The organism is Vagococcus allomyrinae, from assembly GCF_017829975.1.
GTDB classification, from domain to species: Bacteria; Bacillota; Bacilli; order Lactobacillales; family Vagococcaceae; genus Vagococcus_D; species Vagococcus_D allomyrinae.
In genome coordinates, this window is the sequence record NZ_JAEEGA010000009.1 from 1 (window position 1) to 24,833 (window position 24,833).

Consider the following 24,833-nt stretch of genomic DNA (forward strand, 5'->3'; position numbering starts at 1 on the left):
TTTATTTTTTCTACCTATATTATCTCAAATTGAACGGAAAAAGTCTGTAAAATCAAAAAAAAGTTGTATAAAACAGCTATCATTTTATACAACTTTAATTATTTAACTTTTTCAGCAGCCTCGGAATTTTCCTAAGTCTTTTTGTTTTGGGGCTGTTGCAGTTCTGTATCAAGCAGCGCCACGGCCTTTGTTAAAAAGTCATTAATTACCATCTGTTGTTCGTAGCTATAATGATCTGCTAGATCAAGCATGGCAAGATTTAATGACTCATAGCTAGTTTTAATTTCGGCTTTTTCCTCATAAGTCGGAACAATCATCACTCGTCGGCGGTCATTTGGATCTTTTTCGCGGCGAGCGTAACCAATTTTTTCTAACCGATCGATTAAAGCGGTAATCGTCCCTGTAGATAAGCCGGTTTTTTTACTTAATTCTCCTGCGGTCATGGGCCCCAGTTCATTTAATAGGTCAATCGAGATAAAATCATTGCCTGAAATATCCAACTGTTTAATGACTGATTGCTGATAGAGAATCGTTCGTGAGCCAAGAGCCCGCATTAGATCGGTTAATTGTTTTGAGGTTAAATCCCTCGCGTCTTGATTCGTTGACAAAATAAGGATCCCCCTTTATGATGTAATATATCTCGTTAAACGAGATACTTTTCTAACGAGATAATTAAATTATAGCAAATCAGCTTCATTACAGCAAGTCGACGAAAGGAGAACAACATGGAAACATTGATTATTTATGGAACTAAATCTGGTGCTTCAGCAGAGTGTGCCAAGTTATTAACTGAAAGCATAGTGGGAGCTAAGATGATTGATATCGAGAGGGCTCAGCCTGAGCTGGCGAAATTTGAGCGAGTCATCGTGGGAGCTGGGGTGCGCAATGATAAAATGTATAAATCGATACGGGACTATTTGCAAAAAAATCAAGCTGAATTATTATCGAAGGAGCTAGCTTGCTTTTTATGTCAAGCCAAGCCGCAAACTACTGAAGCGGTGATTGTAGCTAGTATTCCTGAAGCCATTCGTCAAACGGCGCTGGCAATTATGAGCTTTGGCGGATATAAAGCCAATTGGGTGCCAGTTAGTTCTGAGCATAAATTAAAGGGCATTGATCAGGGAAAAATAGCCGAGTTTGTAGGCAAACTCAGCTAAACTTAAGAAGCTTTTGATCAGTGGTTATTGGAAGGGGGTAGTGGCAGTTTGAATGCCTTGTTTGTGATAGCTAACCAGCATTTTTTCTTTCATTTTTTGACTCGTTGCAAATAACCCATCTTCGAGAATGGTCACATCGTAACCGCGGTTTTTTCCTCCAAGGGCTGTTCGATAGACACAACTGCTGGCATCTGCTCCCACGAGGTAGAGCTGTTTAATCTGGCGTTTGACTAAGTAGGCGTCGAAGTCAGCAGCTGTAAAGGCATCAGCTCGATGTTTGTGGAAGACAAGGCTTTGATTAGCAAATTCGGCAATTAATTCTGTGTCTGCTGTTCCCGGTTTCATCTGTCCAGCTGTTAATAAGCTATCAATTGGGTGTGGGGGAATGCTGTGTTTAATATAAATCACATCTAATTGCTCGTTTGCCCCATCGATGATCCCTTGAACGGCTTTAATCAATTCCTCCTTTTTTTTATAATGAGGCTGATTGATAATGCCCACTTGCATATCGATCACCAACAAAGCAGAGCCTGTGGCCTGTGGCGAAATCTGAGGACCGGTTGTAGCGGCTATTAACCGATGAAGGCGCCAACCAATTAGAAAAATCAGTGAAACGAACATTATCGTGATGAAAATTAACATATTAAGACGACCTTTCAAGCTCCATTTTTGGGTTTATCCCCTATTGAATAATCCAGTGGAGCTATCTATTCGGATTATTTTACGGAATGTATCGATCAGTTTTCTTTGGGCGGTGTAAAAACTAGCGCCATCGTGTGGAGCTTCTGCTGGTTATCCGGATCAGTCCCTTTGGTTTGGTAAGGTTTGGTCACATTTGCGATCTCTTGGGCCAGCGTTTGCAATTCTGTTTCCGTTACATAAATCGGTGTGGCGGAAAAACCAGAGCCATCATGGCGTATATCAATGATGGGTTGTTCCGAGTAGGCCTTAAATTCGGCCAGTAATTGGAGGGTAAAGCTACTCATGAGCTGGAAGTAAGCTGCACCGTTATTTTCGGCAATCATCTTTTCGATATCTGGGGCAAAGGATGTGTTTAATCCGTAAGTTTTTTCCGTAACGGCCCGAACTTTTTTTTCCGAAACAACGGTAATAATGCCGATTTTTGTCAGGTGTTTTAAGGTTCGATAAAGCGTGGCTTGAGGAATTTCCGGCTGATGGGCCATCAGTTCTTTAGCAGTGCAGTTCCCCAATTGTTGAATGGTGAGAATCAGACTGCTTTTGGTGGGATTAACAAAACACTCCATCAATTCTTTGGTCGTTAGTTCCATTTTGAGCATCCTTTCATGTTGCTTAAGAGGCGATTTTTTTTAGAAAAAACGCCTGCTGAACGATTTGTTTTTATTATCATTGTAATTATGTTATCATTTTGATAATATATAGTCAACAGCAATGGAAAGAAGGATGACAGGGATGTTAACAATCAATAACTTTAGTAAGACGTATAAAGGGGGCAAAAAGGCCGTCGACACTATTAGTCTAAAAGTTGAGGCAGGTGATATTTTTGGTTTTATCGGTCACAACGGTGCGGGAAAGAGTACCACGATTAAGGCTGTGGTGGGAGTTTTGGATTATGAAGAAGGAGAGATTCTGATTGACGGCCATTCCATGAGAACAGAGCCGCTTATTTGCAAGCAGCAACTGGCTTATATTCCTGACAATCCTGATTTATACGAGCATTTAACTGGGATTCAATATTTAACCTTTATTGCCGATGTGTTTGGTGTAGCGGCTAATATTCGGCAGGAGCGAATCAAACAATACGCTGATGCTTTTGAACTAACAGCCAGCTTAGGTGATTTAATATCCTCTTACTCTCACGGCATGAAACAAAAGTTAGCCATCATTTCAGCTGTGGTTCACGAGCCAAAGCTCTTGGTCTTAGACGAACCCTTTGTTGGTCTTGATCCAAAGGCAGCAGTGGTCTTAAAGCAATTGATGCATGAGTTGTGCGGCAAAGGCAGTGCGATTTTCTTTTCAACTCATGTTTTGGATGTGGCGGAAAAACTTTGTAATAAAGTGGCCATGATTAACCATGGTAAATTGGCTTTTGCTGGTACGATGGAGACGATGTTGGCCGAAAAAGCGGGTGGCAGTTTGGAAGATGTCTTTATGGATATTCTGAGTCAAGAGGTCTAGGGGGACGGATAAATGAATGAACATGTGCAAAAAACGGGCAAACATCTGACTTGGTTGTTGGTAAAAAACCGCCTGTTAGCTCAAACGGGTTTAAATGTTTTTCGTTATGAGAAAGACCCTAAAAAGAAGCGTCATAAACTCATGATGATGATCGTGATTGTGTTTGTCATGATTATACTTCTCGGTTATCTGACAAGTATGGCGGTTGGTTACGCCTTGCTTGGCTTTAATGACTTAACACCAAGCATTGCGTTGTTAATTAGTAGTTTACTTAGTTTGTTTTTTACGATGTTTAAAGCAAATGGTGAATTATTTGGCTTTAAGGATTATGATATGGTGATGTCATTGCCCATTTCAACCCGGGGCGTGATCAATAGTCGTTTTATTAATATGTATCTTTGGAACACTTTGTTTAGTTTAGCGATAATGCTACCTATGGGGGCAGTCTATGCTTGGTATGGCCAGCCCGCCTGGTATTTTTATCCCTTATGGCTGTTGGGCATCTTGCTAAGCAGCTTACTGCCAACTACCTTAGCGGCTGTTTTAGGCGCGCTGATTACGGCCGTTTCTGCTAAGTTTAAATATGCCAGTGGCATTGCAACGATTTTGTCTTTTGTCCTGATTGTGGCCATCTTAGTTGGCAGCATGAGTTTAGGCTCTGCGGATTCTGTTGTAGCCGGGTTATTTGATAGTTCTGGTAATATTGACATAGGGGCCCTATCCTCCTTTGTTCCGCTTGTTTCAGAGAGCATTAATCAGCTCTATCCACCAGCCGCTTTGTTTACAGCTGGAGTGGTGGAAGGCCAGTTTTGGCAGTTTATTTTATTTGCTGGGATTTCGATTTTTTGGTACTTGGGTTTTGTCTATTTATTGTCATGGCGTTATCAACAAATAAATACGGCTATCACCTCTCGTGCCAGTCGGGCCGACTATCAATTGGTGACCTTACATCAGGGGAACCAGCTCGGTGCCCTGTACAAAAAGACCTTGATGCGGATTTTGAAATCGACCGTCGCCGCAACTAATTTATTGATGGGATGTCTGATGGCTCTGATCGCGGCAGGAGCCGTGTTAGTGGTCGGACCAGAAAGATTTGCTCAAACTTTAGAAATGCCCGGCTTGTTACCTGTCTTAAAAAGTGCAGCCCCTTTTATTGTCGCGGCAATGGCCAGCATGACCAATACCGCCTGTGTCTCACTAGCATTAGAAGGGAAGACGATTTGGCTGATTCAGTCACTGCCGATTTCGCCGAAAACGTTATACGACAGTTACTTATTGGTCAACCTAACCTTTACCTTACCAACCTCAATTATTTGTTCTGCTTTAATGAGTTTGGCCCTCAAACCTAATTTTGGGGAAACGATTAATCTTTTTGTGACACCGGTCGTATTAGTAATTGCCTCTGCTTTTATCGGCGTGATGATCGGCAACCGCATGGCTTACTTTGATTGGCAGGAAGAAACACAGTTGATTAAGCAGAGCATGATGAGCATGTTAGGAATGCTCGGCGGCGTCGTGGTGATCGGGTTGTGTGGTGTTTTTGTGACAATCGGCATCATTCCGCTGGAGCCAGTTATATTATCCCTATTGTTAAGTTTGCTTGTGGCGCTGATCACCGGCTTGCTTTACTCGAAAGAAGCAGTACGGCCGATTAAGAAATAGTCAAAAACACCTAAGGAAAGGCCTTAGGTGTTTTTATCGTTTCGCAGCAACTGACAACCTTAAATCTTTGCTAAAAAAGCAAAAAAGGAATTGTTCAAATCCCAATAGTCTGCTAAAGTAAATAAGTTACGTAGGAGAGTAGGGAAAAGATGAAAAAGAAATTAGTTATTGGCACATTTTGGTTATCCTTTGCCAATATGTTCTCCAAAATATTAGGCATTATTTATATTATCCCTTGGCTGGCGATGATGGGCAGTCAGCAAGAAGGCTTGGAAGCTCAAGCCTTATACAATGTGGCTTATGTTCCTTATGCGCTATTTTTGACCTTGGGAACAGCCGGCTTTCCCAGTGCGATCGCCAAGCAAGTTGCCGAATATAACGGCAAAAATAACTTTAGAACCAGTTTAAACGTCTTAAAAGTCAGCGGTCTGTTGATGACTGCTACTGGGATTGTTTCCGCAGTTTTAATGTATCTATTAGCACCTCTTTTGGCGCAGATCAGTCCAGTTAGCAACACTGAAGACGCGATCATGTGTATTCGCTCCCTCTGTCCTTCATTGGCGCTGATTCCCGTTTTAAGTGTTTTTAGAGGTTTTTTTCAAGGGAACAATGAATTGAAACCTTTTAGCTTGTCGCAAATATTGGAGCAGTTTGGTCGGGTAGTCTTTATTTTAGGCTTTACCTATTTCGTGCTACAAGTCAATCAGGGAAAGATCGCTGAAGCGGTCAAACTCAGTACCTTTGCTTCTTTTATTGGTGGTCTATTAGCCTTGGTCTATCTGTTGGTTTATGCCTATCAAAGGCGTCAATTCTTCCAACAAAAAATTAGCGACAGTTTACCTGCGTTGCCAGTCTCTGTTAAACAATTGCTTTTTTCGATTATTAAGGAATCGATTCCCTTTGTGATTATTGGATCGGCGATTACCTTGGCTCAATTGATCGACCAATTGATGCTAAAAGAAATTTTAGTCGCTAAGGGCGGTATCACTCCTAAAGACATTGAGTTTCTCTTTAGCCAATCCTCGGCGAATCCCAATAAATTGACAGCCTTAGTCATCGCATTAGCCGCCTCAGTCGGAAGTGCCTCGCTACCATTAATTGCTGAAATCGGCAAGCGCGATCGGGCTGAGTTGGAGCGGGCAGTGGCTGATAGTTTGCGCATGACCTTGATGATGTTGTTGCCGATGGCAGTTGGTTTGATGGTGTTAGCTCAACCGGCCTACCGTTTGATTTTTGGTGTTGACAGCCAAGGCGGCAATTATTTAGTGATGGCAGTTTTTGCTGCGGTGGCTTTTTCACTGTTTGCCGCTGTTTTTACGATTATTCAATCCTTAGGGGAACATCGCTTAGCCCTGAGTTACTTCGGGTTTGGTCTGCTTGCCAAGGTGCTCTTACAGATCCCATGTATTTACTTCTTTGAAGGGTATGGCGCCAACTTGGCTTCCACTCTTTCTTTCAGTTTGATCACTTTTTTGGCCTACAAGCGGTTGACGGATAAGTATCAGATTCGCCCACTCTACTATGTTCGCAGTAATGTTGGTCGAGTTTTAGGTGGTAGCTTGATAATGGGGGGAGTCTGCTATTTGGCAGGAAGGATGTTACAACCTTATGTGGATCTAAATTCATGGCTGGCTAGTCTGCTTTATGCGATAATCATTGCTGCCATTGGGGTTCTCGTATACGGCCTCATTGTCTTTCGCAAAACGGCTAAGCACTATTACTTAGCTTTCAAAAATAAATAAAGCAAGCCTCTCCAACAGCTCTGTCAGTGAAGTCAGTCTGTTCGAGAGGCTTTTTCGATTAATAAACGAGAGTTAAGCAAGTAGGGTAGCTTATAACGACGAGCCAGTGAGTACAACAAGGGCTTTACCTGATCGTTTGTTAAACTAAGAGCGGCTAGTTTGGTTTGAAAGTTGGCTTTTTCTTCAGGGGTTGCTATTTTCTTAAAATAGCCCCAAACATGTTGGTAAGCATTGCGCAAACTGCCAAGGCTGGGTTCGGTTTCTTGAGCTGTTATTAAAAGCTTACGGAAGTGTTTTTCTTTTTCCACCGTCCATTGATTACCTGAAAAAAGTTGGCGAATGTCGTTATAGAGACCTTGTGAACGGGACATGACTAAATACTTCCAAGTAGCCCACTCTTCCTGTGGCGGCGAGAGCTTTGCCATTTGGTTTCCTCCTTTGTCACTAGATGAATGACAGTGTTAGTTATTAGTGTAACTCAAAGAGCCTGAGATGCAAGATAAACAAAATCGGTTGTTGTCGGTCATTTGACTTGTTGTACTAACTTTGCTCAAGTCAGTGAACTGAGAGGTCTGTCCAATTGGAAAAGTTAACCTTTCCAATTGGATCCAGCTTCACGAGGCAACCCTTCGGAAAAAAGACAAAAATATTTTAGTGACAAAAAGCATCACTTAACTATTTTGCTATTTTTCTTTCAGGGCTGAACGCCTCGTTCCGCTTTTCTTAATGGGAAGAGTACTTTTAAAGAAAACCAGTTGTTTTCCATGGAGACGCTCATATTTCCTTCATATTTTTCAGCGATGTAAGAGATGCTTTTTAAGCCATAACCGTGATAATCTTTATTTGACTTGGTTGTTTGAGGCAGGCCGTCCAATAAGTCGATCTGGTCTGTGGCGTAGTTTTCCACTAAAATCATGGCCAAGTGCCCCCTTTTGAAGACCCTTAGATTAACCAGTCGTTGTTCCTTGTCAGGTAATCGTAAAACCGCTTCTGTGGCATTATCCAAAGCATTGCCAAAAAGGCTGCAGATGTCCATCGTATCCATAAAATTTAGCAATTGACCGTCGACAATACAGGTGAACCGGATCTCTTTTTCAAGGCAGTAAATGTTTTTCCGTGATAAGATGGTGTCCAAAATGCCATTTCCCGTATGAATATCGGAGCTAAAGGTATTGATGGCTTGCGTCATTTCATCCAGATAGGCTTCTTTTTTTTCTGAGTTTTTTTCCGTACGAATAATTTCAATTTGGTGTTTCAAATCGTGAAATTTTTGCTCGATCAAGCCGGCACTTTCTTTATAAGCCACGTATTGTTCATAGTGATTTTGGAAGATATTGTTAACGGCTTTTAATTCATTTTGCAGATGGTGTTCATACACCTGTTTTTCTTGCATATACAGAATGCAAATGCCACAAAAGTTAATCAATGTTCTCACTAAAAAAATCGACAAAGGGTCGCCAAAAGAGTAAGTGGTGGTGGCTAATAAAAAGCCGATATTGCTGATGGCAAAAATAATGACGGCGGTCAGGACAGCGATAAAGACATTCCGCGATTGAATAGTTAAGGAGGCATCGATGCGATGAATTCGCTGTTCATATAAGTAAATAATGGTTAAAATAACCAGATACCAAACTAAGTTAGTGCCTAAGGCGATATAGGGGTTGTCAGGAAAAGATTCCAGGAATAAATGACAATACATTTGCCAAGCAAAGGCTGCCATAAATTCGGCAACGATAAAGGCTTTGGCGCACAGATAACTGGCGTACTTCAAATTAATTGCCCCGCTGGCATAAATCGTTAAAAACATCCATAAGACATTTAAGGCCATACCGGGTATCCAAAAAGCCAAGCTCCAGCGGCTAACTAACAGTTGGAGGCCGACTTGACCAATGCCCATTAAGGTGAAAATCAGTGGCCAGCGCGCCCGTTTAGTTAAGGGTAAAATAACGATTAAACAGGTTAACCACTCGGCCAAAGCTGTGTAATAGCGCGGAATATTAGGCAAGAGATCTTGCATCATGACAGGTCATCTCCAATGTAGTTAGTCAGCGCTTCGAGAAACTCCTTTTTTCGGGGACGGCTGATCTGCAAGTCGTAGCGTCCTACTTTAGCGATGTTTTTTTCGATGCCAGAGACGTGTTTAAGGTTGACTAAATAACAGTTATTACAACGAAAAAAATCATCCTTTAGCAATTTCTGTTCCATATTTTTCATGGACTCTAAAATCGTGTGGGTTTGTTCACTAGTGTGTAATTTTAAGTAATGGCCGTCACTTTCCACAAAAATCAAGTCACTGAGGTTGATTTTTTGAAAGCCGCTACTGGCTTTTATCGTCAGATGTTTTTGTTCCTGATTGGCTTGTTTTTTTAAGACTTTTTTGAAGTGCTCACTGAAGTTAAAATAAGTCAGTGGTTTAAGCAAAAAATCGACTGCGTTGACTGCGTAGCCTTCAATGGCAAATTGCACGTAGTTGGTGACAAAGACGATCATAACTGCCTCATCTACTTGCCGAATTTTTTTGGCAGCCGTCATGCCATCCATTATTTCCATTTCCACATCAAAATAAATGATATCGTAATTGCTTTGGTAATTGTCAACGATACCTAAGCCGTCATGATAACAATCAATGGTACACTTGATGTGATGCTGATTAAAAAAAGTTTCGATATGGTGTTCCAGCGTTAAACGATTGGCTTCATTATCTTCAACAATCGCAATTCTCATCCTGTTCGCTCCCTCATCTTGATAGGTAACTGTTACTTTCGTGAAATAGTATAACAAACTTTTTAGACTTGTGCTATAGATATGGAAAAGGTCTGCTTCTCGTCATACTTAAACCTGCGACAGAAAATGAATGAAATGACTCAAGTTATGCATGCTTGATTGCAAACGTTTCCCCTGATGCTATACTAAATTTAAGAGCTTAAATGGGCTGCCATCGCCTTTTTACTAATTGAAATAGCTGAGCTGATGGGATCGACCATTTATAGGAGGAGTGACGTAAGAATGAAACATCAACAATTAATTGAGCAATTATCTCTGACACAAAAAGCCTTTTTAATGTCAGGAGCAAGTACGTGGGAAACCGTCCCTTATGAGGCTTTAGGGATTCCGGCGATCTTTCTAGCAGATGGGCCTCACGGCTTACGCAAACAGGAAGGGGCTTCTGACCATCTAGGGTTAAATGCTAGCTTAAAGGCGACTTGTTTCCCAACGGCCGCTACCGTTGCCAACAGTTGGGACCCTGAGTTAGGGGCGGAGATCGGCCGTAGTTTAGGAGCAGAAGCGCGCAATAACAATGTTCATGTGGTTTTAGGACCAGGCTTAAACATTAAACGACACCCTTTTTGCGGGCGAAATTTTGAGTATTTCAGTGAAGATCCCTATCAAGCAGGGAAAATGGCTGCGGCTTATACTCGTGGCATTCAAGAGAATGGGGTTGTCGCATGTCCGAAGCATTTAGCGGCTAACAGTCAAGAAACCCGCCGCATGACGACTGATTCGATTGTCGACGAGCGGACTCTAAGAGAAATATACTTAACAGGATTTGAAATAGCAGTCAAAGAAGGACAGGCTAAGTCTGTGATGACCGCTTATAATCGCTTAAATGGCGTATATGCCAATGAAGACGACTGGTTGTTGCAAGAAGTCCTCGTGAAGGAATGGGGGTTTGATGGCTTTGTAGTATCTGATTGGGGTGGCAGTAATGACCACGTAATGGGGGTAGTAGCAGGTAGTCATTTGGAAATGCCGACGACAGGCGTCAATGGAGCCAAGGAGCTTGTCGACGCTGTTGCCTCAGGTCGTTTATCAGAAAGTCTGCTTGACCAGCGTGTTGATGAGTTATTGTCAGTGGTGTTGGCAACCGCCAGCAACAAGGAGAGAAGCCAACGGACTTTAGAAGAGCATCATGAAGTTGCCAAAAAGGCTGCCCGGGAAAGCATTGTCTTGCTGAAAAATCAAGAGGTGCTTCCGCTTAAAGCTAAAACGACCATCGGCATCATCGGTGACTTTGCCGAAACGCCTCGCTATCAAGGGGCCGGTTCATCCGTTGTCAATCCAACTCAGTTGGATACGACTTTAGAAGTGATTGGTGCTTATGACCTTGATTATCGAGGGTTTGCGAAAGGTTATCATCGCAGTTTTAAAGAAGATCAAAAGTTGATCGATGAAGCGGTAACGTTAGCTAAACAAGTTGACACAGTTCTGCTTTATGTGGGACTTGATGAAATTAGTGAGTCAGAAGGATTGGATCGCACGACCTTGTCTTTGCCTGATAATCAGTTAGCCTTGATTAAAGCCATTTCGGCAGTTAATTCAAAGGTGGTTGCCATTATTTCCGCCGGTTCAGTCATAGACATGGCTTGGGATGAGGAGGTTCAAGGGATTCTTCACGGGTACTTAGGTGGTCAAGCTGGGCCAAGCGCGATGCTTGACGTTATTGTGGGACAAGCCACTCCTAGCGGCAAATTAAGTGAAACCTACCCTCATGACTATCGGGAGTTACCAGCTGCTAGAGACTATCCGAGTGCTACCAATCAAACGGTTTATCAGGAAGGGCCTTATATTGGTTACCGCTATTTTGAAACCGTGCAAAAGGCAGTCAAATACCCTTTTGGTTACGGCTTGAGTTACACTCAGTTCGCTTATGCGGATTTAGAGATTAGTCAGACCGGCATTAGTTGTCTAATTAGCAATGTAGGGCAGTATGATGGGGCTGAGATTGTGCAACTATATGTAGCCAAAGAGTCGGAGCTGATCTATCGTCCAGAAAAAGAATTGAAAGGTTTTACCAAAGTCTTTCTAAAAGCTGGCGAGAGCCAGCGAATAGAGATACCCTTTGATGATAAAACCTTCCGCTACTACAATGTAGCGAGTCAAGAGTGGCAAGTGGAGCCAGGGGAATATCAACTGTTGGTTGGGGCAAGTGTTCAGGATATTCGCTTAAGCGGTAGTTGCCAGCAAAAGGGGCAAGAGGTTGTTTTATCTTATGATGTGGCGACAATCCCTCATTATTTTAGTGGTCAGGTCGCTCAAGTTACCATGGCCGAATTTGAAATATTATTAGGGAAAGAAGTTCGTCTTTTACCTTTTACAAAAGGCCAAGAACTGTTTATGAATGATTCGATTAGTCAATTGGTCTATGCTAAAAGTGGCGCCGCCCGTGTGGTCTATCATATTTTAAATGGAATTTTAAAACGCAGTGAGAAAAAAGGGAAACCTAATTTAAATATTCTGTTTATTTACAATATGACCTTTACAGCAGTTGGAAAAATGACCAATGGTATGGCCAATCATGAGATGATGGAAGCTGTTGTGGTCATGGTGAATGGGCGTTTTTGGTCAGGAGCGGGTCAACTTTTTGGGGCTTTCCGCCGTAATCGAAAATTGCAAAAAAGGGGAATTTAAGCTACACTATACTATACTTATAAAGGTGATTAATCAGTGGAATCTAAAAAACAAGGCCCCTTAATGGCCATTCGAAAATTTAAGGAGAAACACCCAGATTTATTTGAATTTATCATGTTTAATATCATGAGCAATGTGGCGACGATCACCAATTTTATCGTGTTGTGGATTGGAACAGGTCTTTTGTTTGCAAGCTTATCTGAGATTAATTTTCATTGGTTTATTTTTAACTATTCGGCAACCGAAGGCGGACTTGCAGGGTTTCTGAGTTTTCTTTTAGCCTATGTCTGCGCTCAAATTGTCAATTTTATTGTTCAACGGAAGTTTGTATTTTCGGCAACGGTTGACATCAAAAAAGTTCTGCCATGGTATATTTTAACCGTGACGGTTGCGGGGATTCTTTCTGTTTGGTTACCACCTTATATGATAAAACTAACACAACCATTTTTACATGGTTTTGCCCCAACATTTGCCAATATTGTGAACATCGTCTTACAGGTGGTGATTAATTACCCGATGATGAAGTTCAAAATTATGAAGAAGGAGTAAGGGCTAGAAAAAGGAGTATTTAATAATGAAATTGTTAAGCGTGGTCGTCCCTTGTTATAATTCAGAAGCCTATATGAACCACTGTTTGGATTCGCTGTTGAGTGGTGGTGAAAGCTTGGAAATTATCATTGTGAATGATGGTTCAACTGATCGAACGGCTGAAATTGCTGATGATTATCAGCGCTGGTTTCCGACGATGATCAAGGTGGTTCATCAAGAAAATGGTGGACATGGCATGGCCATTAATTCTGGATTAAAGATCGCCACAGGTGACTATCTTAAAATTGTCGACAGCGATGACTGGGTGGATCAAGCTGCCTTAAAAGCTATCTTAAGCCTGATTGAAAGCTTAAGGTCAGAAGGTGGTGTTGACATGATCATCAATAATTATGTTTATGAAAAAGTGGGTGCTCGCAATAAGAAGAGCATTAACTATTCAACCACCTTGCCGGCTAACCGCGTTTTTTCCTGGGACGAAGTCAAGTTGCCGATCGGCAAATATTTACTGATGCATGCCTTGATTTACCGACGTTCTGTTCTGGAAGCATGTCAGTTGAGTTTGCCTAAACACACCTTTTATGTGGACAATCTTTACGCTTTTGAACCGCTCCCTTATGTTAAGCGGATCTATTATTTAGACGTGGATTTTTACCGTTATTTCATCGGACGTGATGACCAATCGGTAAATGAAAAAAATATGATTGCTCGCATCGATCAACAGCTATTCGTCAATCAGCGGATGGTTGATTTTTATACGCAGTTGACAGATTTAAATGAGGATCAGAAAAAATACATGCGCCAGTATTTGGAAATTATCACCAGCGTTTCTTCTGTGATGCTACTAAAAGAGGGCTCACCGGAAAATCTACAGAAAAAAGCCCAGTTATGGTCGTCTATTGCCAAAAAAAATCTGCCATTGTATCGAATGATGCGAAAAAGCTTAATTGGCTATAGTGTAAATCTGCCAGGTAAAACGGGGCGCTACACGGTAATTGGTGTTTATCGGGTGCTACAAAAAATTTACGGATTTAATTAGGGTGAGATTAGGGGGAAAGGCGTATGTCTGAGTTTGATTATTTAGTTGTGGGAGCCGGCTTGTTTGGTTCAACCTTTGCTTATGAAGCGGCTAAACGGGGCTGCCGAGTTAAAGTGATTGACAAGCGTGACCATCTTGGCGGTAATATTTATACGGAGCGAGTAGCCGGGATTGATGTTCATCGTTATGGTGCGCATATTTTTCATACGAATAATAAATCCATTTGGGACTACCTAAATCAATTTACTGAGTTTAATCATTTTGTTAACGCCCCGATCGCAAATTATCAAGGAAAACTCTATAATTTACCATTTAACATGAACACCTTTTATCAATTATGGGGGACCCTTACGCCAGCTGAAGCTCAAGCAAAAATTGCAGAACAGCGAGAGGTTTTGGCCGGCAAAGACCCGCAAAACTTGGAAGAACAAGCTATTACTTTAGTGGGGACGGATATCTACCACACCTTAATCAAGGAATACACCAAAAAGCAATGGGGGAAAGATCCCAAGGAACTGCCAGCTTTTATTATTAAGCGATTACCTGTGCGCTTCACCTTTGATAATAATTATTTTTCTGATAACTATCAAGGAATTCCGATTGGCGGATACACTGAGATTATTAAAAAGATGTTAGCCTCAGATCAGATTGTGGTTGAAACTGAGGTTGATTTTTTTGATAATAAAGTCGAGTATTTACAAAATTATCCCAAAATTATCTATTCAGGCATGATTGATGAATTTTTTGATTATCAGCTAGGGACGTTAGCCTATCGCTCTTTGAGATTTGAAACAGAACTGTTGCAAGGCGTTGCTAATTATCAGGGCAATGCAGTTGTTAATTATACCGATGGGCAAACGCCTTATACGCGGATTATCGAACATAAACATTTTAATTTCGGCCAGCAGCCGGACACGATTATTACCAAGGAATATTCTAAAGATTGGCATCAAGGAGATGAGGCTTATTATCCAATTAATGATGATGAGAATACTCAACTCTATAAAAAGTATGTGAAATTAGCCAAAAAAGAAGATAATGTTCTTTTTGGTGGTCGTTTGGGTACTTATCAGTATTTAAATATGGATCAGGTCGTTGCCAGTGCGCTTGCGATGGTGAAACGAGAATTTAACTAAAAACCAGGAGAACTCCGTCTTTTCGCGAAAAAAATCGCTGAAAAGAATGGGGCTCTCTTTTTTGTGTGTCCTAAATTAAGCGGGTGACAAGATATGTTTTTTTCGCGACAGGTTATGCAAGAATTATTTAATCCAAACAGGGAGATGCTATACTTAATATAACATTTGAAGAATATTAAACTGCCTTGAAAGCGGGCGGCATATTCTAGAGACATAAGGGGGAGAGTTGTGAGATGTTTTGACATTTTTTGTCACTCAATTGAAAGCGTTCTAAATGTTAGAGGGGCGAGCAGGCCTCCTAGTAATGAGACCATGAGAGGAAGCGTTTAAATGAAAAAGAAAAGAAGGTTACCAATACCAGTTGCAGTTATTATTTATTTTATAACAATTATTTTGACTGTTGTATTAGTTGTGGGAAATGTCGTGATTTTATCTTATTCACAAATCGTCACAGGATTTCTGGGGCAGTCATCCTCTAAACTAGTACCAGCAAAAGGGGAAGAACCAGTGGATTATTTCACGAGTGATTTTGATTCCAATGAGGCCCTACATGATTACAGCAAACAACTAGGGCAGGAGATTGTTGAAGAAGCAATTGTTCTATTAAAAAATCAAGAGAAGGCGTTGCCACTGGCGTCAGGCAATAAAGTCAGTTTATTGGGACAGAATTCGGTGGACTTGATTTACGGCGGTGGTGGTGCAGGTTCGATCGACACGAGCCAAGCCCCTGATTTTAAGACTGTAATGAAAAAATCTGGTTTTGAGATCAACCCGACCTTATGGGATTTTTATACCGAAGGACCAGGGAAAGAGTTCCGTAAAGAGACTCCAAGTATTACTGGGCAAGGCGCCTTCAAAGTAAATGAAGTGCCTAAATCAGTTTATACAAAAGAAGTGATCAGTAGTTTTGCTGATTATCAAGATGCAGCGATTGTTACGATTGGCCGTTCTGGTGGTGAAAGTGCTGACCTGTCTCCAGACAAATTAGACTCTGGTTTTCATTACTTGGAAATAGATCAAGAAGAACGGGATTTACTACAGTTAGCCCAAGATAATTTTGACAAAGTGGTGGTTATTTTAAATACCTCTAATCCGATTGAACTGGATTTTCTTGAGAATTACGATATCGATGCGTGTATTTGGGCTGGCGCTTTAGGACAAACTGGGGCATATGGCATTGGTGAAGTTTTAAATGGCAATGTAAACCCTTCAGGGCGTTTAGTGGATACATACGCTTATGATGTTTTCAGCTCGCCTGCCATGGTTAACTTTGGTGATTACACGATTAAAAATAGCGAAGTGGCGAGTGGTGACAAATACGTTGTTTATGGTGAAGGAATCTACATTGGCTATAAATATTATGAAACCCGTTATGAAGATGTGGTCTTAGGCAATGAAGACCGTCAGGCCTATGATTATGAGACACAGGTTCAGTATCCCTTTGGTTATGGCCTTTCTTATACTGATTTTGAATGGTCTAATTACCAAGTCAAGGAATCGGATGATTCCTTTGAAGTTAGTTTAACAGTGACTAATAAGGGCCAGACGGCTGGAAAAGAAACCGTTCAACTTTATTTACAATCCCCTTATACGGATTATGATAAGGACAACTTGATCGAAAAAGCAGCGGTTCAATTAGTTGGTTTTGATAAGACCGTCGAAATTGCTGCTGGCGAAGCAGAAACTGTTACAATTGAGGTCTCAAAAGAAGAGATGAAAGCATACGACAGTCAAGGACACGGGACTTATATTGTCGATGCTGGGGACTATTATTTGGCGGCGGGCCGAAATGCTCATGAAGGGTTAAACAACATCTTGGCTGCTAAAGGCAAAACGGTTGCTGACGGCATGGATGTTGAAGGCCGCAAAGAATTGGCAAAGAAATTTACCGTGGATCAATTAGATGCTAAAACCTACGCTGTTTCAGCAGAAACTGGCAAAGAGATTAGCAATCAATTTGAAAATGTCGACATAAAAAAATACGATGACGACTTTGTCTACCTTTCCCGCAATGACTGGGAAGGCACTTGGCCGACAGTCTATGCTGATGGCAAATGGAAGGCTAGCGAACAACTGTTGGCCGACCTTGAGTTTTCTCATGAAGAAAATAAAGAGGACAAGATGCCTGAATTTGAGAAAATCAGCGAGGAATACGGCAAGCTTAGCGCCGCTATGTTAATTGGTGCAGATTATGACGATGATAAGTATCAAGCACTGTTAGATCAAATGAGTTTGGAAGATATGACCACCTTAGTGAGAATGGGCGGATATGCCACTCGCTACATTGAATCAATCAACTTACCAGGAACGATTAACAAAGATGGTCCTGCTGGGATTTCCAGTACCTTGGTCGGTGGTGGTGAATCGACTGCCATGGGCTATCCCGCTCAAGTAGTCGTGGCCTCAACTTGGAATTCAGACGTTGTGAATCGCATGGGTCAAGCGATTGGGGAAGATAGTTTAGCTGCTAAAGTGTCAGGTTGGTATGCACCTGGGATCAACACTCACCGCTTGCCATTTGGTGGTCGTAATTTTGAGTACTTCTCAGAGGACAGCTTTATTTCTGGTAAACTAAGTGCTAGTGAAGTTGAAGGCGCCCAAAATAAAGGAACCTTTGTCTTTATGAAACACTTTGCCTTAAATGACATTGAAACAAACCGAATGGGTGGGGCGATGTTTGCCAACGAACAAGCCGTTCGGGAAGTCTTCTTGAAACCATTTGAAACAACCGTTAGAGAAGGAAATGCTTCAGGTGCCATGGCTGGGATGAACCGAATTGGCCCGCGTTGGGTAGGGAGTCACAAAGGCTTGATGACTAACACGCTTCGAGAGGAATGGGACTTTACAGGTCTTGTGATTACTGACCAAGCTTCGTTCCCGAATTTTTATTACCAAGACATGTTTGGTGGGTTAGAAGCGGGGACAGACATGTGGTTAAATACTAGCACCATGTTATGGAACTTCTCCGATGAGTCGTTGACGCCGACGATGGCTAACCATTTGCGGAATGCTTCACACAATATTATTTACACGATTGTTAACAGCAATGCCATGAACGGCATGACGGCAAATACAGAAGTTAAAAAGGTCACCCCTAAATGGAAATTTATGCTGTTTGCAGCGGATGCAGTAATTGGTGCGTTATTAGCCTTTATCTTCTTTATCACAACACGAAAGTTAATCAGACAACGACGTGAGAAAAAGGCGGCAATTAGCGAATAAATAAAGAAAGAAACGTAAAACAGCCTGGGAAAAAATTTTCCAGGCTGTTTTTGTCAGCGGTATTCTTAAGTGAGTTAGGACGTTTACATAGCAGGACGGCTATTTAGCTTTCTGATAGGATGGTGATGATAGCGAGGTGCTTGTTATATAATTTTATTGGAAATTATGAGTCATATCCGGAATCAGTTGACGTTGAAGTCTCGCTGAGCAAATGGTTATAAAACTTGATATACCTGTGTTTTGCTACTGCTAATGCAACGACATGAGTAAAATAAAAGACGTCAACTATAACGATACGAAATTTTGGTAAAACCGTTTTCCTGTGTTATTTAATATAGCTGGTATAACCAAAGCTATTTTTTGAATGGCATCTAAGGAGAAGTTGAAACAATTTGTTATACTATTTAATCGAAAATTGAGGGTTATGTCCGTAATCAGTTGACGTTGAACCATTGGTGAGTAAATGGTTATAAATATTGATATGACTGTGTTTTACTACTGTTAATGCAACGATGTGAGTAAAATAAAAGACGTCAACTGTAGCGATACAAAATTTCCAGAAAATTGTTTGCTTGTGTTATTTAGTTTGGTTGGTATAATTAAAACCATTTTTTGAATAGCACCTAAGGAAAATTTGAAACAACTCGTTATACTATTTAATCGAAAATTGAGGGTTATGTCCGTAATCAGTTGACGTTGACACCTCGCTAGGAAAATGGTTATAAATCTTGATATTCCTGTTTTTTACTACTGTTAATGCAACGACATGAGTAAAATAAAAGACGTCAACTGTAGCGATACAAAATTTCCAGAAAATTGTTTGCTTGTGTTATTTATTTTGGTTGGTATAAACAAAACCATTTTTTTAATAGCCTCTAAGGAGAATTTGAAACAACTTGTTATACTAGTTAATCGAAAATTGAGGGGCATGTCCGTAATCAGTTGACGTTGACACCTCGCTAAGCAAATGGTTATAAATCATGATATGCCTATGTTTTACCGCTTTTTTTTCAATGGGATGAGCGAGAAAAGGGCGTCAACTATAACGATACAAAATTAGAAAAAAGTATTTGAAAGTTGTTTTTTTATTCAGGTAGAGTAAGTTGAATAAACTAGATGTTTCTAATTTCGATCTTTGATGAATACAATAAAATAAAACTAATAACTTCGCTTTAGTTTTAACATATTTTTGTCATTTTGTAAAACCGCTAACTCACCCTTTTTGACCATGTAAATTTTCGAAAAAATTACGTAAACAAGTCGAATTGGCGATATAAAGGGGTTTTCCAAAATGAGTACAGAGAAGGATTATCAAAAAGTAGGCTAAAAAGGGTCAGTTAGCTGGCAAAAAAAATATTACTTATATGACTTATCTGAGTTAAATGAGAATCAAGATGATCATTTAGGATATAATGGAAGAAAGAATAAGTTCATTGGAAAATAAGGGGATGAGATTAATGGAACTGCCAATTAACCAATTAGGCCAGATACTAAAAGGATTGTACGAATCGGGTTATTTCGAAACTGAGGGATTGCAAGACGGGATTGGGCAATTAATCAATGATCAACAAGGAACGATAGGTATTTCGATGCAAGAGAACCCAGAAGAACAGTAGCTTAACTGTTAAAAAGTGAAATAGCAAGGACGGTGTGTATGAAAAAAGTAAATGTGATCTTATTTTCTGAATTTGAATTATTGGATGCAACAGGACCAATTGAAATTTTTAGTCGGTTAGCTGATTATCAAGTGACTTGTTTTTCGGAAAATGGCGGACTAATAACCAGCGCTCAAGGTGTCCAATTACAGACTACTCCCTTTTTGACAATAGATCCAAGAGGGATTCTATTAATTCCTGGAGGGAAGGGAACAAGAAGACTGGTTGATAATGACCAGTATCTTAGCCAATTAAAGCAATTGTCGATTGAGGCAGAGTATGTATTGACAGTTTGTACAGGAGCCGCGCTATTAGCCAAAACAGGATTACTAAATAATCAACGAGCAACAACGAATAAACTGGCGTTTAGCTGGGTGAAATCGGTCAATCAAAATGTCAAATGGGTTGAGCAGGCGAGATGGGTGGTCAGTCGTAACATTTATACATCTTCTGGCGTTTCAGCTGGAATGGACATGGTTTTAGGGTTTATTGCAGATCGACATGATCAGCAATTGGCCAAGCAAGTAGCAAGAGAAATTGAATACAACTGGCATGAAGATCCAGACGTAGATCCCTTCGCAATCACTGAATAATAATTAGCGGACAACGGACCTATAAGAAAAAGGAGTGTCACCATGGAAAAGTATTGTCAGTACGGTAAATTGTCGGCATGAATGAAGAGGAGCCAAACGCCGTTTATGTTTTTGAAGTTTGGGAAAACAAGGAGCTTATGAAGCCTGACTTTCCTTGGTGATTGTCGAAAGCTAATTGGCAAGCAATGCCGATTCTTGATCTATCAGTACATAGTCATTATCCAGAATTGACAATATATGGTGGTAAAGCAACGTGATAAATTGAAAAGCTAGGAGCGGTTAAATGTTAAAACGTGGAGATAAAATTGGGTTAGTTGTCAATTCTAATGGATTGTCATTGGACCGTGAAAAAGAAGTGGCGATGTTAATAAAGGAACTTATTGAGATGGGATTGACACCTGTTTGTAGTCCGTTTTTGTTTCAAAATAAAGGGATCTTCAGTGGGACTGCCGAGGATCGAGGCATGGTGATGAATGCTTTTTTTGCCGACGAGTCGATTAAGGCTATTTTCGATATTTCTGGTGGCGATATTGCTAATCAAGTCCTGCCTTATTTAGATTATGAGTTGATAAAAAATTACTCAAAGCCTTTTTTCGGCTATAGTGATTTGACTACACTTTTAAATGGAATCAACCAACAAACCGGTGTTATGACATATTTATTTCAATTACGAACGATTCTCTGGGATCAAACAGGGCAGCAAAAAGCTCGTTTTATTAAAAGTATCTTCAACGATGATGACAGTCTATTCAAGAGTCATTGGCAATTTATGCAAGGAAAGAGTATTAGTGGTCCGTTAATTGGTGGAAATATTCGTTGTTTTTTGAAGTTAGCAGGGACCCCGTATTTTCCTGATTGTCGAAATAAAGTGTTGTTTTTAGAAAGTAATGGTGGTGGTATTCCTCAACTAACGACTTATTTAACGCAATTACGACAAATGGCGGTGTTTGATCAGATTAGTGGTATTTTATTAGGTAGTTTTACTGAATTGGAAGTAAGTGATGAAGAAATGACGATCAGTGAGTTATTGTCTCAAGTGATCGCCAATCCCGATTTGCCTGTAGCAAAAACGTCGGATGTCGGCCATGGTTCACACTCACGTTGTCTTGTAATTGGCGATAAAATCGAGCTTACTAGTTAAGGACAATCCTCTTGTTAGTTGAGATGTAAAGAAAAACACGACTGAAACGTTCAGTCGTGTTTTTCTTTATTCGGTTCGTTTTAATTGATCGATGACGAGGTTAACGACTCAAGGAGTGAGCGATCCAACCTCTCAATCCATTAGCAATATTATCTCAAATTACGTGAGTTAATATTAATTTATAAAACATAGGTTCTTAGAGGTTCCCTTTAATTTTGGAAGAATAAAACCTTTAAATCTAATATACAAGGAGTTGTCTGAAAGTCATCCCTTGCAATAGCCTATAGTTTTAACTAACAGCGTCTTCGGTGAAAGCTAGTTTGTGTACAGCGTTTTTCTTTTGTGTACAAAATACATTCAGTGTTTCTTGAGTCAAGCTTTAAGCGAAGTATTGTAATCGTTTGCTGTTATTCATATACTGAAATTACGAATAAAGGAGGGGACAATAAATGAAAGAATTTTTACAAAAATTAGGGAAATCGTTGATGATGCCAATATCGATTATTGCGGCTGCCGGGATATTTTTAGGTCTGGCATCAGTTTTGCAAAACCCACTAATCGTAGGAGAAGGCTTTGTGTCATTAGGACACGTTCAAAATGTGATTGGTTTTATTAGAGCGATCGTGGCAGCTCTGTTTGGCAATTTACCGATTCTCTTTGCCATCTCAGTCGCCATTGGCTTAGCAAAAGCTGAGAAGGCAACCGCCGCCTTTGCTGCGGTTATCGGTTTTATTTTATTCCATGTGACGATTAGCTATATTTTAAATCTTAATGGTATTAACGCCTTAACCACTTCTGTTGATGCCCTAGTGGAGGCTGGCTCAAGCCAATTAGAAGCGACTCAAATTGCTTCGGCCTATGAATCAGTATTAGGCTTCTTCACCTTGAGAATGAATGTTTTTGGCGGGATTTTAGTCGGCTTATGGGTGGCCACAGTTCACAATCGTTTTTATGGGATAGAATTACCGATGGCCATTAGTTTCTTTGGCGGTAAACGGTTTGTCCCGATTATTACCACAGTGACCATTCCCTTTTTAGGCCTGTTAATGTACGCGATCTGGCCGGTTTTAGGCAAAGGAATTGAAGGGATTGGCTCAATCATTGCTGGCGCTGGAGTAGCTGGTACGTTTCTTTTCGGTTTTATCGAGCGCTTGTTAGTGCCGACAGGGTTGCATCATATTTTAAATCAACTAGTTCGTTTTACGCCAATCGGTGGTGTCGCACTGATTGATGGCGAGCAAACCGTTGGGGCCCTAACTATTTTTAATACCTTGCTGGCTCAACCAAATCCAGATCTAACGGTGATGCAAGAGGCCACTCGCTTTTTGGCTCAAGGGAAAATCCCTTTTATGGTCTTCGGTTTACCTGCGGCCTGTTATGCCATGTTTAAAACTGCAAAACCTGGTGAGAAAAATCGAGTGAAAGGCTTGCTCTATGCGGCTGCCTTGGCTAGTTTTACGACGGGAATTACGGAACCGATTGAGTTTGCGTTTATCTTTGTCTCGCCTTTCCTCTTCATTTTTCACGCCTTAATGTCAGGCTTGTCATTTATGTTGATGGACCTTTTCCATGTCTCCATCGGAAATGTTCAAGGAGGGGCAATTGATCTGACGGTCTTTGGTATTTTAAGAGGAGTGGACACTAGATGGTTTTTAGCTGTTCTAGTGGGAATCGTTTATGCCTTTGCTTATTATTTTGTCTTTAAAAAAGTTATTTTAAAGCATAATGTTAAAACTCCTGGACGAGAAGAGGTGGAAGGGGAATCAGTTGTCATTCAGGACGGGGGCAACCTTGGCCAAACAATTGTTGAGGCGCTTGGTGGTAAGGCTAATATCAAAGAAATCGAAAATTGTTTTACCCGCTTGCGACTGGTGTTAGTCTCAACAGACCCTGTTGATGAAGGTGCCTTAAAAGCCACAGGGGCAGCGGGAATTGTCAAATTAAATGACACGAATATTCAAGTGATTTATGGGCCTCAAGTAGAGGGAATCGCATTAAAAGTTAAAGGAGCAGCTCAAATTGAAGAAAAATAATATTGTATTAGTAGGTGGCGGGTCAACCTGGACACCGGGAATTTTAAAGGCCTTAACCACTCATTTAACCAGCTTTGGTTTAAATCGCGTGACACTGTATGACACAGATGGTCAACGGCAAGAGGTAATTGGCGAGTTTGGGAAAATTTTATTTCAGGAGGAAGCCCCAGAAGTTGATTTTCGCTATACGACTGATAAAGAAGTTGCCTATCGTGATGTTGATTTTGTTTTTTGTCAAATGCGAACTGGTGGCTATCCCATGCGTGAGCAAGATGAAAAGATCCCTTTAAGCTTTGGGGTTTTAGGTCAAGAAACATGTGGGCCAGGCGGATTTGCTTATGGGATGCGTTCGATTCGTGATATGGTTGAGATGGTTAAAGAGGTTCGCCGCTTAAGCCCTGAGGCGTGGATTTTGAATTACACCAATCCTGCGGCAATTGTGGCACTAGCTCTCGATAGCTATTTTCCTGATGATCAACGAATTTTAAATATTTGTGACCAGCCTGTTAATTTATTGCGATCTTACGGGCGATTGATCGAGGCGGATTATACGAAATTTGAGCCGACCTATTTTGGATTGAATCATTTTGGCTGGTTTACTCATATCTACGATGAAAATGGTCAAGACTTAGCCCCACAAATTAAGGACACCATTTTAAACGGAGGGTTTCGTCCAGTTGATGCAGAACAGCGTGATCAGTCTTGGTTGGACACCTATGCCATGGTTGAGGACATGTTGCTTGATTTTCCTGAGTATCTGCCTAACACTTATTTACAGTATTATTTATATCCAGAGTATAAGGTAAGCCATTCAAATCCTGACTATACGCGGGCGAATGAAGTGATGGCAGGACGTGAAAAAAATGTTTTTGGCGAGTGTCGTGATATTGTGGCCAAAGGAACGGCCAAAGATTCCCACGTGGTTCATAATGATGCCCATGGGGACATGATTGTCGAAGTGGCAGCATCGATTGCCAACAATCTTCGTCAAACCTATATTGTGATCGTGCCTAATAATGGCATTGTCGCTAATTTGCCCAATGATGTGATGATTGAAGTGGCGGCGTCACTGGGAATTAATGGGCCTATGCCGTACGCCGTTGGTCAAATTGAGACCTTCTATAAAGGGCTGATTGAAGGGCAACACGCTTTTGAAAAATTGACTGTTGAAGCATATCGTGAAGGATCTTACACGAAAGCTCTACAGGCGTTGACCTTAAATCGGACGGTTGTTGATGGGAAAAAGGCGCGCAAAGTATTAGATGCATTGATCGAAGCCAATCGAGCCTATTGGCCAGAATTAACTTAAGGAAAAATCGGCCTGCTCAAGAAGGAGTTAGG

At 40.9% G+C, this 24,833-nt stretch carries 20 protein-coding genes; 14 read left to right on the forward strand and 6 right to left on the reverse strand.

The features are described 5' to 3' along the window. Positions 1–131: 131 nt before the first annotated feature. The gene (locus I6N95_RS13815) at positions 132–608 is read right to left on the reverse strand and encodes a MarR family winged helix-turn-helix transcriptional regulator (protein WP_245249521.1); all 477 of its coding nucleotides are present in this window, start codon (positions 606–608) and stop codon (positions 132–134) included. Positions 609–725: 117 nt separating this feature from the next. On the opposite strand from I6N95_RS13815, the gene I6N95_RS13820 reads away from it, so the two are divergent. After that, positions 726–1,157, forward strand: a complete 432-nt coding sequence (locus I6N95_RS13820) for a flavodoxin domain-containing protein (protein WP_209528980.1) — start codon at positions 726–728, stop codon at positions 1,155–1,157. Positions 1,158–1,181: 24 nt separating this feature from the next. Here I6N95_RS13820 and I6N95_RS13825 read toward each other — a convergent pair whose 3' ends face one another. Together I6N95_RS13825 and I6N95_RS13830 are read right to left on the reverse strand one after the other, a co-directional pair. Continuing rightward, entirely contained in the window at positions 1,182–1,799 is a 618-nt protein-coding gene (locus I6N95_RS13825) for a cysteine hydrolase family protein (protein ID WP_209528982.1), read from the reverse strand. A 95-nt stretch (positions 1,800–1,894) separates the two neighbouring features. Further along, positions 1,895–2,446: a helix-turn-helix domain-containing protein gene (locus I6N95_RS13830; RefSeq protein WP_209528984.1), complete on the reverse strand. Its 552-nt coding sequence runs from the start codon at positions 2,444–2,446 to the stop codon at positions 1,895–1,897. A gap of 142 nt (positions 2,447–2,588) precedes the next feature. On the opposite strand from I6N95_RS13830, the gene I6N95_RS13835 reads away from it, so the two are divergent. The 3 genes from I6N95_RS13835 (at position 2,589) to I6N95_RS13845 (ending at position 6,718) form a co-directional block, all read left to right on the forward strand. Then, positions 2,589–3,314 (forward strand): ABC transporter ATP-binding protein, encoded by a 726-nt coding sequence (locus I6N95_RS13835; protein WP_209528986.1) that lies wholly within the window; start codon positions 2,589–2,591, stop codon positions 3,312–3,314. A 12-nt stretch (positions 3,315–3,326) separates the two neighbouring features. Continuing rightward, entirely contained in the window at positions 3,327–4,976 is a 1,650-nt protein-coding gene (locus tag I6N95_RS13840; protein WP_209528988.1) for a hypothetical protein, read from the forward strand. Between the two features lie 149 nt (positions 4,977–5,125). Beyond that, a complete protein-coding gene (locus I6N95_RS13845) occupies positions 5,126–6,718 on the forward strand; it encodes a putative polysaccharide biosynthesis protein (RefSeq protein ID WP_209528990.1) in 1,593 nt (530 codons plus the stop codon). A 32-nt stretch (positions 6,719–6,750) separates the two neighbouring features. Here I6N95_RS13845 and I6N95_RS13850 read toward each other — a convergent pair whose 3' ends face one another. From I6N95_RS13850 to I6N95_RS13860, 3 genes are all read right to left on the reverse strand, one after another. After that, positions 6,751–7,143 (reverse strand): YbgA family protein, encoded by a 393-nt coding sequence (locus tag I6N95_RS13850; RefSeq protein WP_209528991.1) that lies wholly within the window; start codon positions 7,141–7,143, stop codon positions 6,751–6,753. Between the two features lie 269 nt (positions 7,144–7,412). Then, the gene (locus tag I6N95_RS13855) at positions 7,413–8,738 is read right to left on the reverse strand and encodes an ATP-binding protein (RefSeq protein WP_209528993.1); all 1,326 of its coding nucleotides are present in this window, start codon (positions 8,736–8,738) and stop codon (positions 7,413–7,415) included. Beyond that, positions 8,735–9,442, reverse strand: a complete 708-nt coding sequence (locus tag I6N95_RS13860) for a LytR/AlgR family response regulator transcription factor (protein ID WP_209528995.1) — start codon at positions 9,440–9,442, stop codon at positions 8,735–8,737. The genes I6N95_RS13855 and I6N95_RS13860 overlap by 4 nt, the downstream gene beginning before the upstream one ends. A 282-nt stretch (positions 9,443–9,724) precedes the next feature. On the opposite strand from I6N95_RS13860, the gene I6N95_RS13865 reads away from it, so the two are divergent. The 10 genes from I6N95_RS13865 (at position 9,725) to I6N95_RS13910 (ending at position 24,801) form a co-directional block, all read left to right on the forward strand. After that, a complete protein-coding gene (locus I6N95_RS13865; RefSeq protein WP_209528997.1) occupies positions 9,725–12,127 on the forward strand; it encodes a glycoside hydrolase family 3 C-terminal domain-containing protein in 2,403 nt (800 codons plus the stop codon). Between the two features lie 63 nt (positions 12,128–12,190). Next, the gene (locus I6N95_RS13870) at positions 12,191–12,676 is read left to right on the forward strand and encodes a GtrA family protein (RefSeq protein WP_209529394.1); all 486 of its coding nucleotides are present in this window, start codon (positions 12,191–12,193) and stop codon (positions 12,674–12,676) included. Positions 12,677–12,701: 25 nt separating this feature from the next. Then, positions 12,702–13,712: a glycosyltransferase family 2 protein gene (locus I6N95_RS13875; protein ID WP_209528999.1), complete on the forward strand. Its 1,011-nt coding sequence runs from the start codon at positions 12,702–12,704 to the stop codon at positions 13,710–13,712. Positions 13,713–13,735: 23 nt separating this feature from the next. After that, positions 13,736–14,848: a UDP-galactopyranose mutase gene (gene glf, locus I6N95_RS13880; RefSeq protein WP_209529001.1), complete on the forward strand. Its 1,113-nt coding sequence runs from the start codon at positions 13,736–13,738 to the stop codon at positions 14,846–14,848. Positions 14,849–15,178: 330 nt separating this feature from the next. After that, positions 15,179–18,070 (forward strand): glycoside hydrolase family 3 protein, encoded by a 2,892-nt coding sequence (locus tag I6N95_RS13885; protein ID WP_209529003.1) that lies wholly within the window; start codon positions 15,179–15,181, stop codon positions 18,068–18,070. Between the two features lie 1,457 nt (positions 18,071–19,527). Beyond that, positions 19,528–19,686: a hypothetical protein gene (locus I6N95_RS13890; protein WP_209529005.1), complete on the forward strand. Its 159-nt coding sequence runs from the start codon at positions 19,528–19,530 to the stop codon at positions 19,684–19,686. Between the two features lie 38 nt (positions 19,687–19,724). Further along, a complete protein-coding gene (locus I6N95_RS13895; protein WP_209529007.1) occupies positions 19,725–20,318 on the forward strand; it encodes a DJ-1/PfpI family protein in 594 nt (197 codons plus the stop codon). A 283-nt stretch (positions 20,319–20,601) separates the two neighbouring features. Continuing rightward, on the forward strand, positions 20,602–21,459 hold the full coding sequence (locus tag I6N95_RS13900) for a S66 family peptidase (protein WP_209529009.1): 858 nt from the start codon (positions 20,602–20,604) through the stop codon (positions 21,457–21,459). Positions 21,460–21,908: 449 nt separating this feature from the next. After that, complete coding sequence (locus tag I6N95_RS13905; protein ID WP_209529011.1) at positions 21,909–23,492, forward strand: PTS transporter subunit EIIC; 1,584 nt, start codon at positions 21,909–21,911, stop codon at positions 23,490–23,492. Beyond that, on the forward strand, positions 23,479–24,801 hold the full coding sequence (locus I6N95_RS13910) for a 6-phospho-alpha-glucosidase (RefSeq protein ID WP_209529012.1): 1,323 nt from the start codon (positions 23,479–23,481) through the stop codon (positions 24,799–24,801). The genes I6N95_RS13905 and I6N95_RS13910 overlap by 14 nt, the downstream gene beginning before the upstream one ends. Positions 24,802–24,833: the final 32 nt, after the last annotated feature.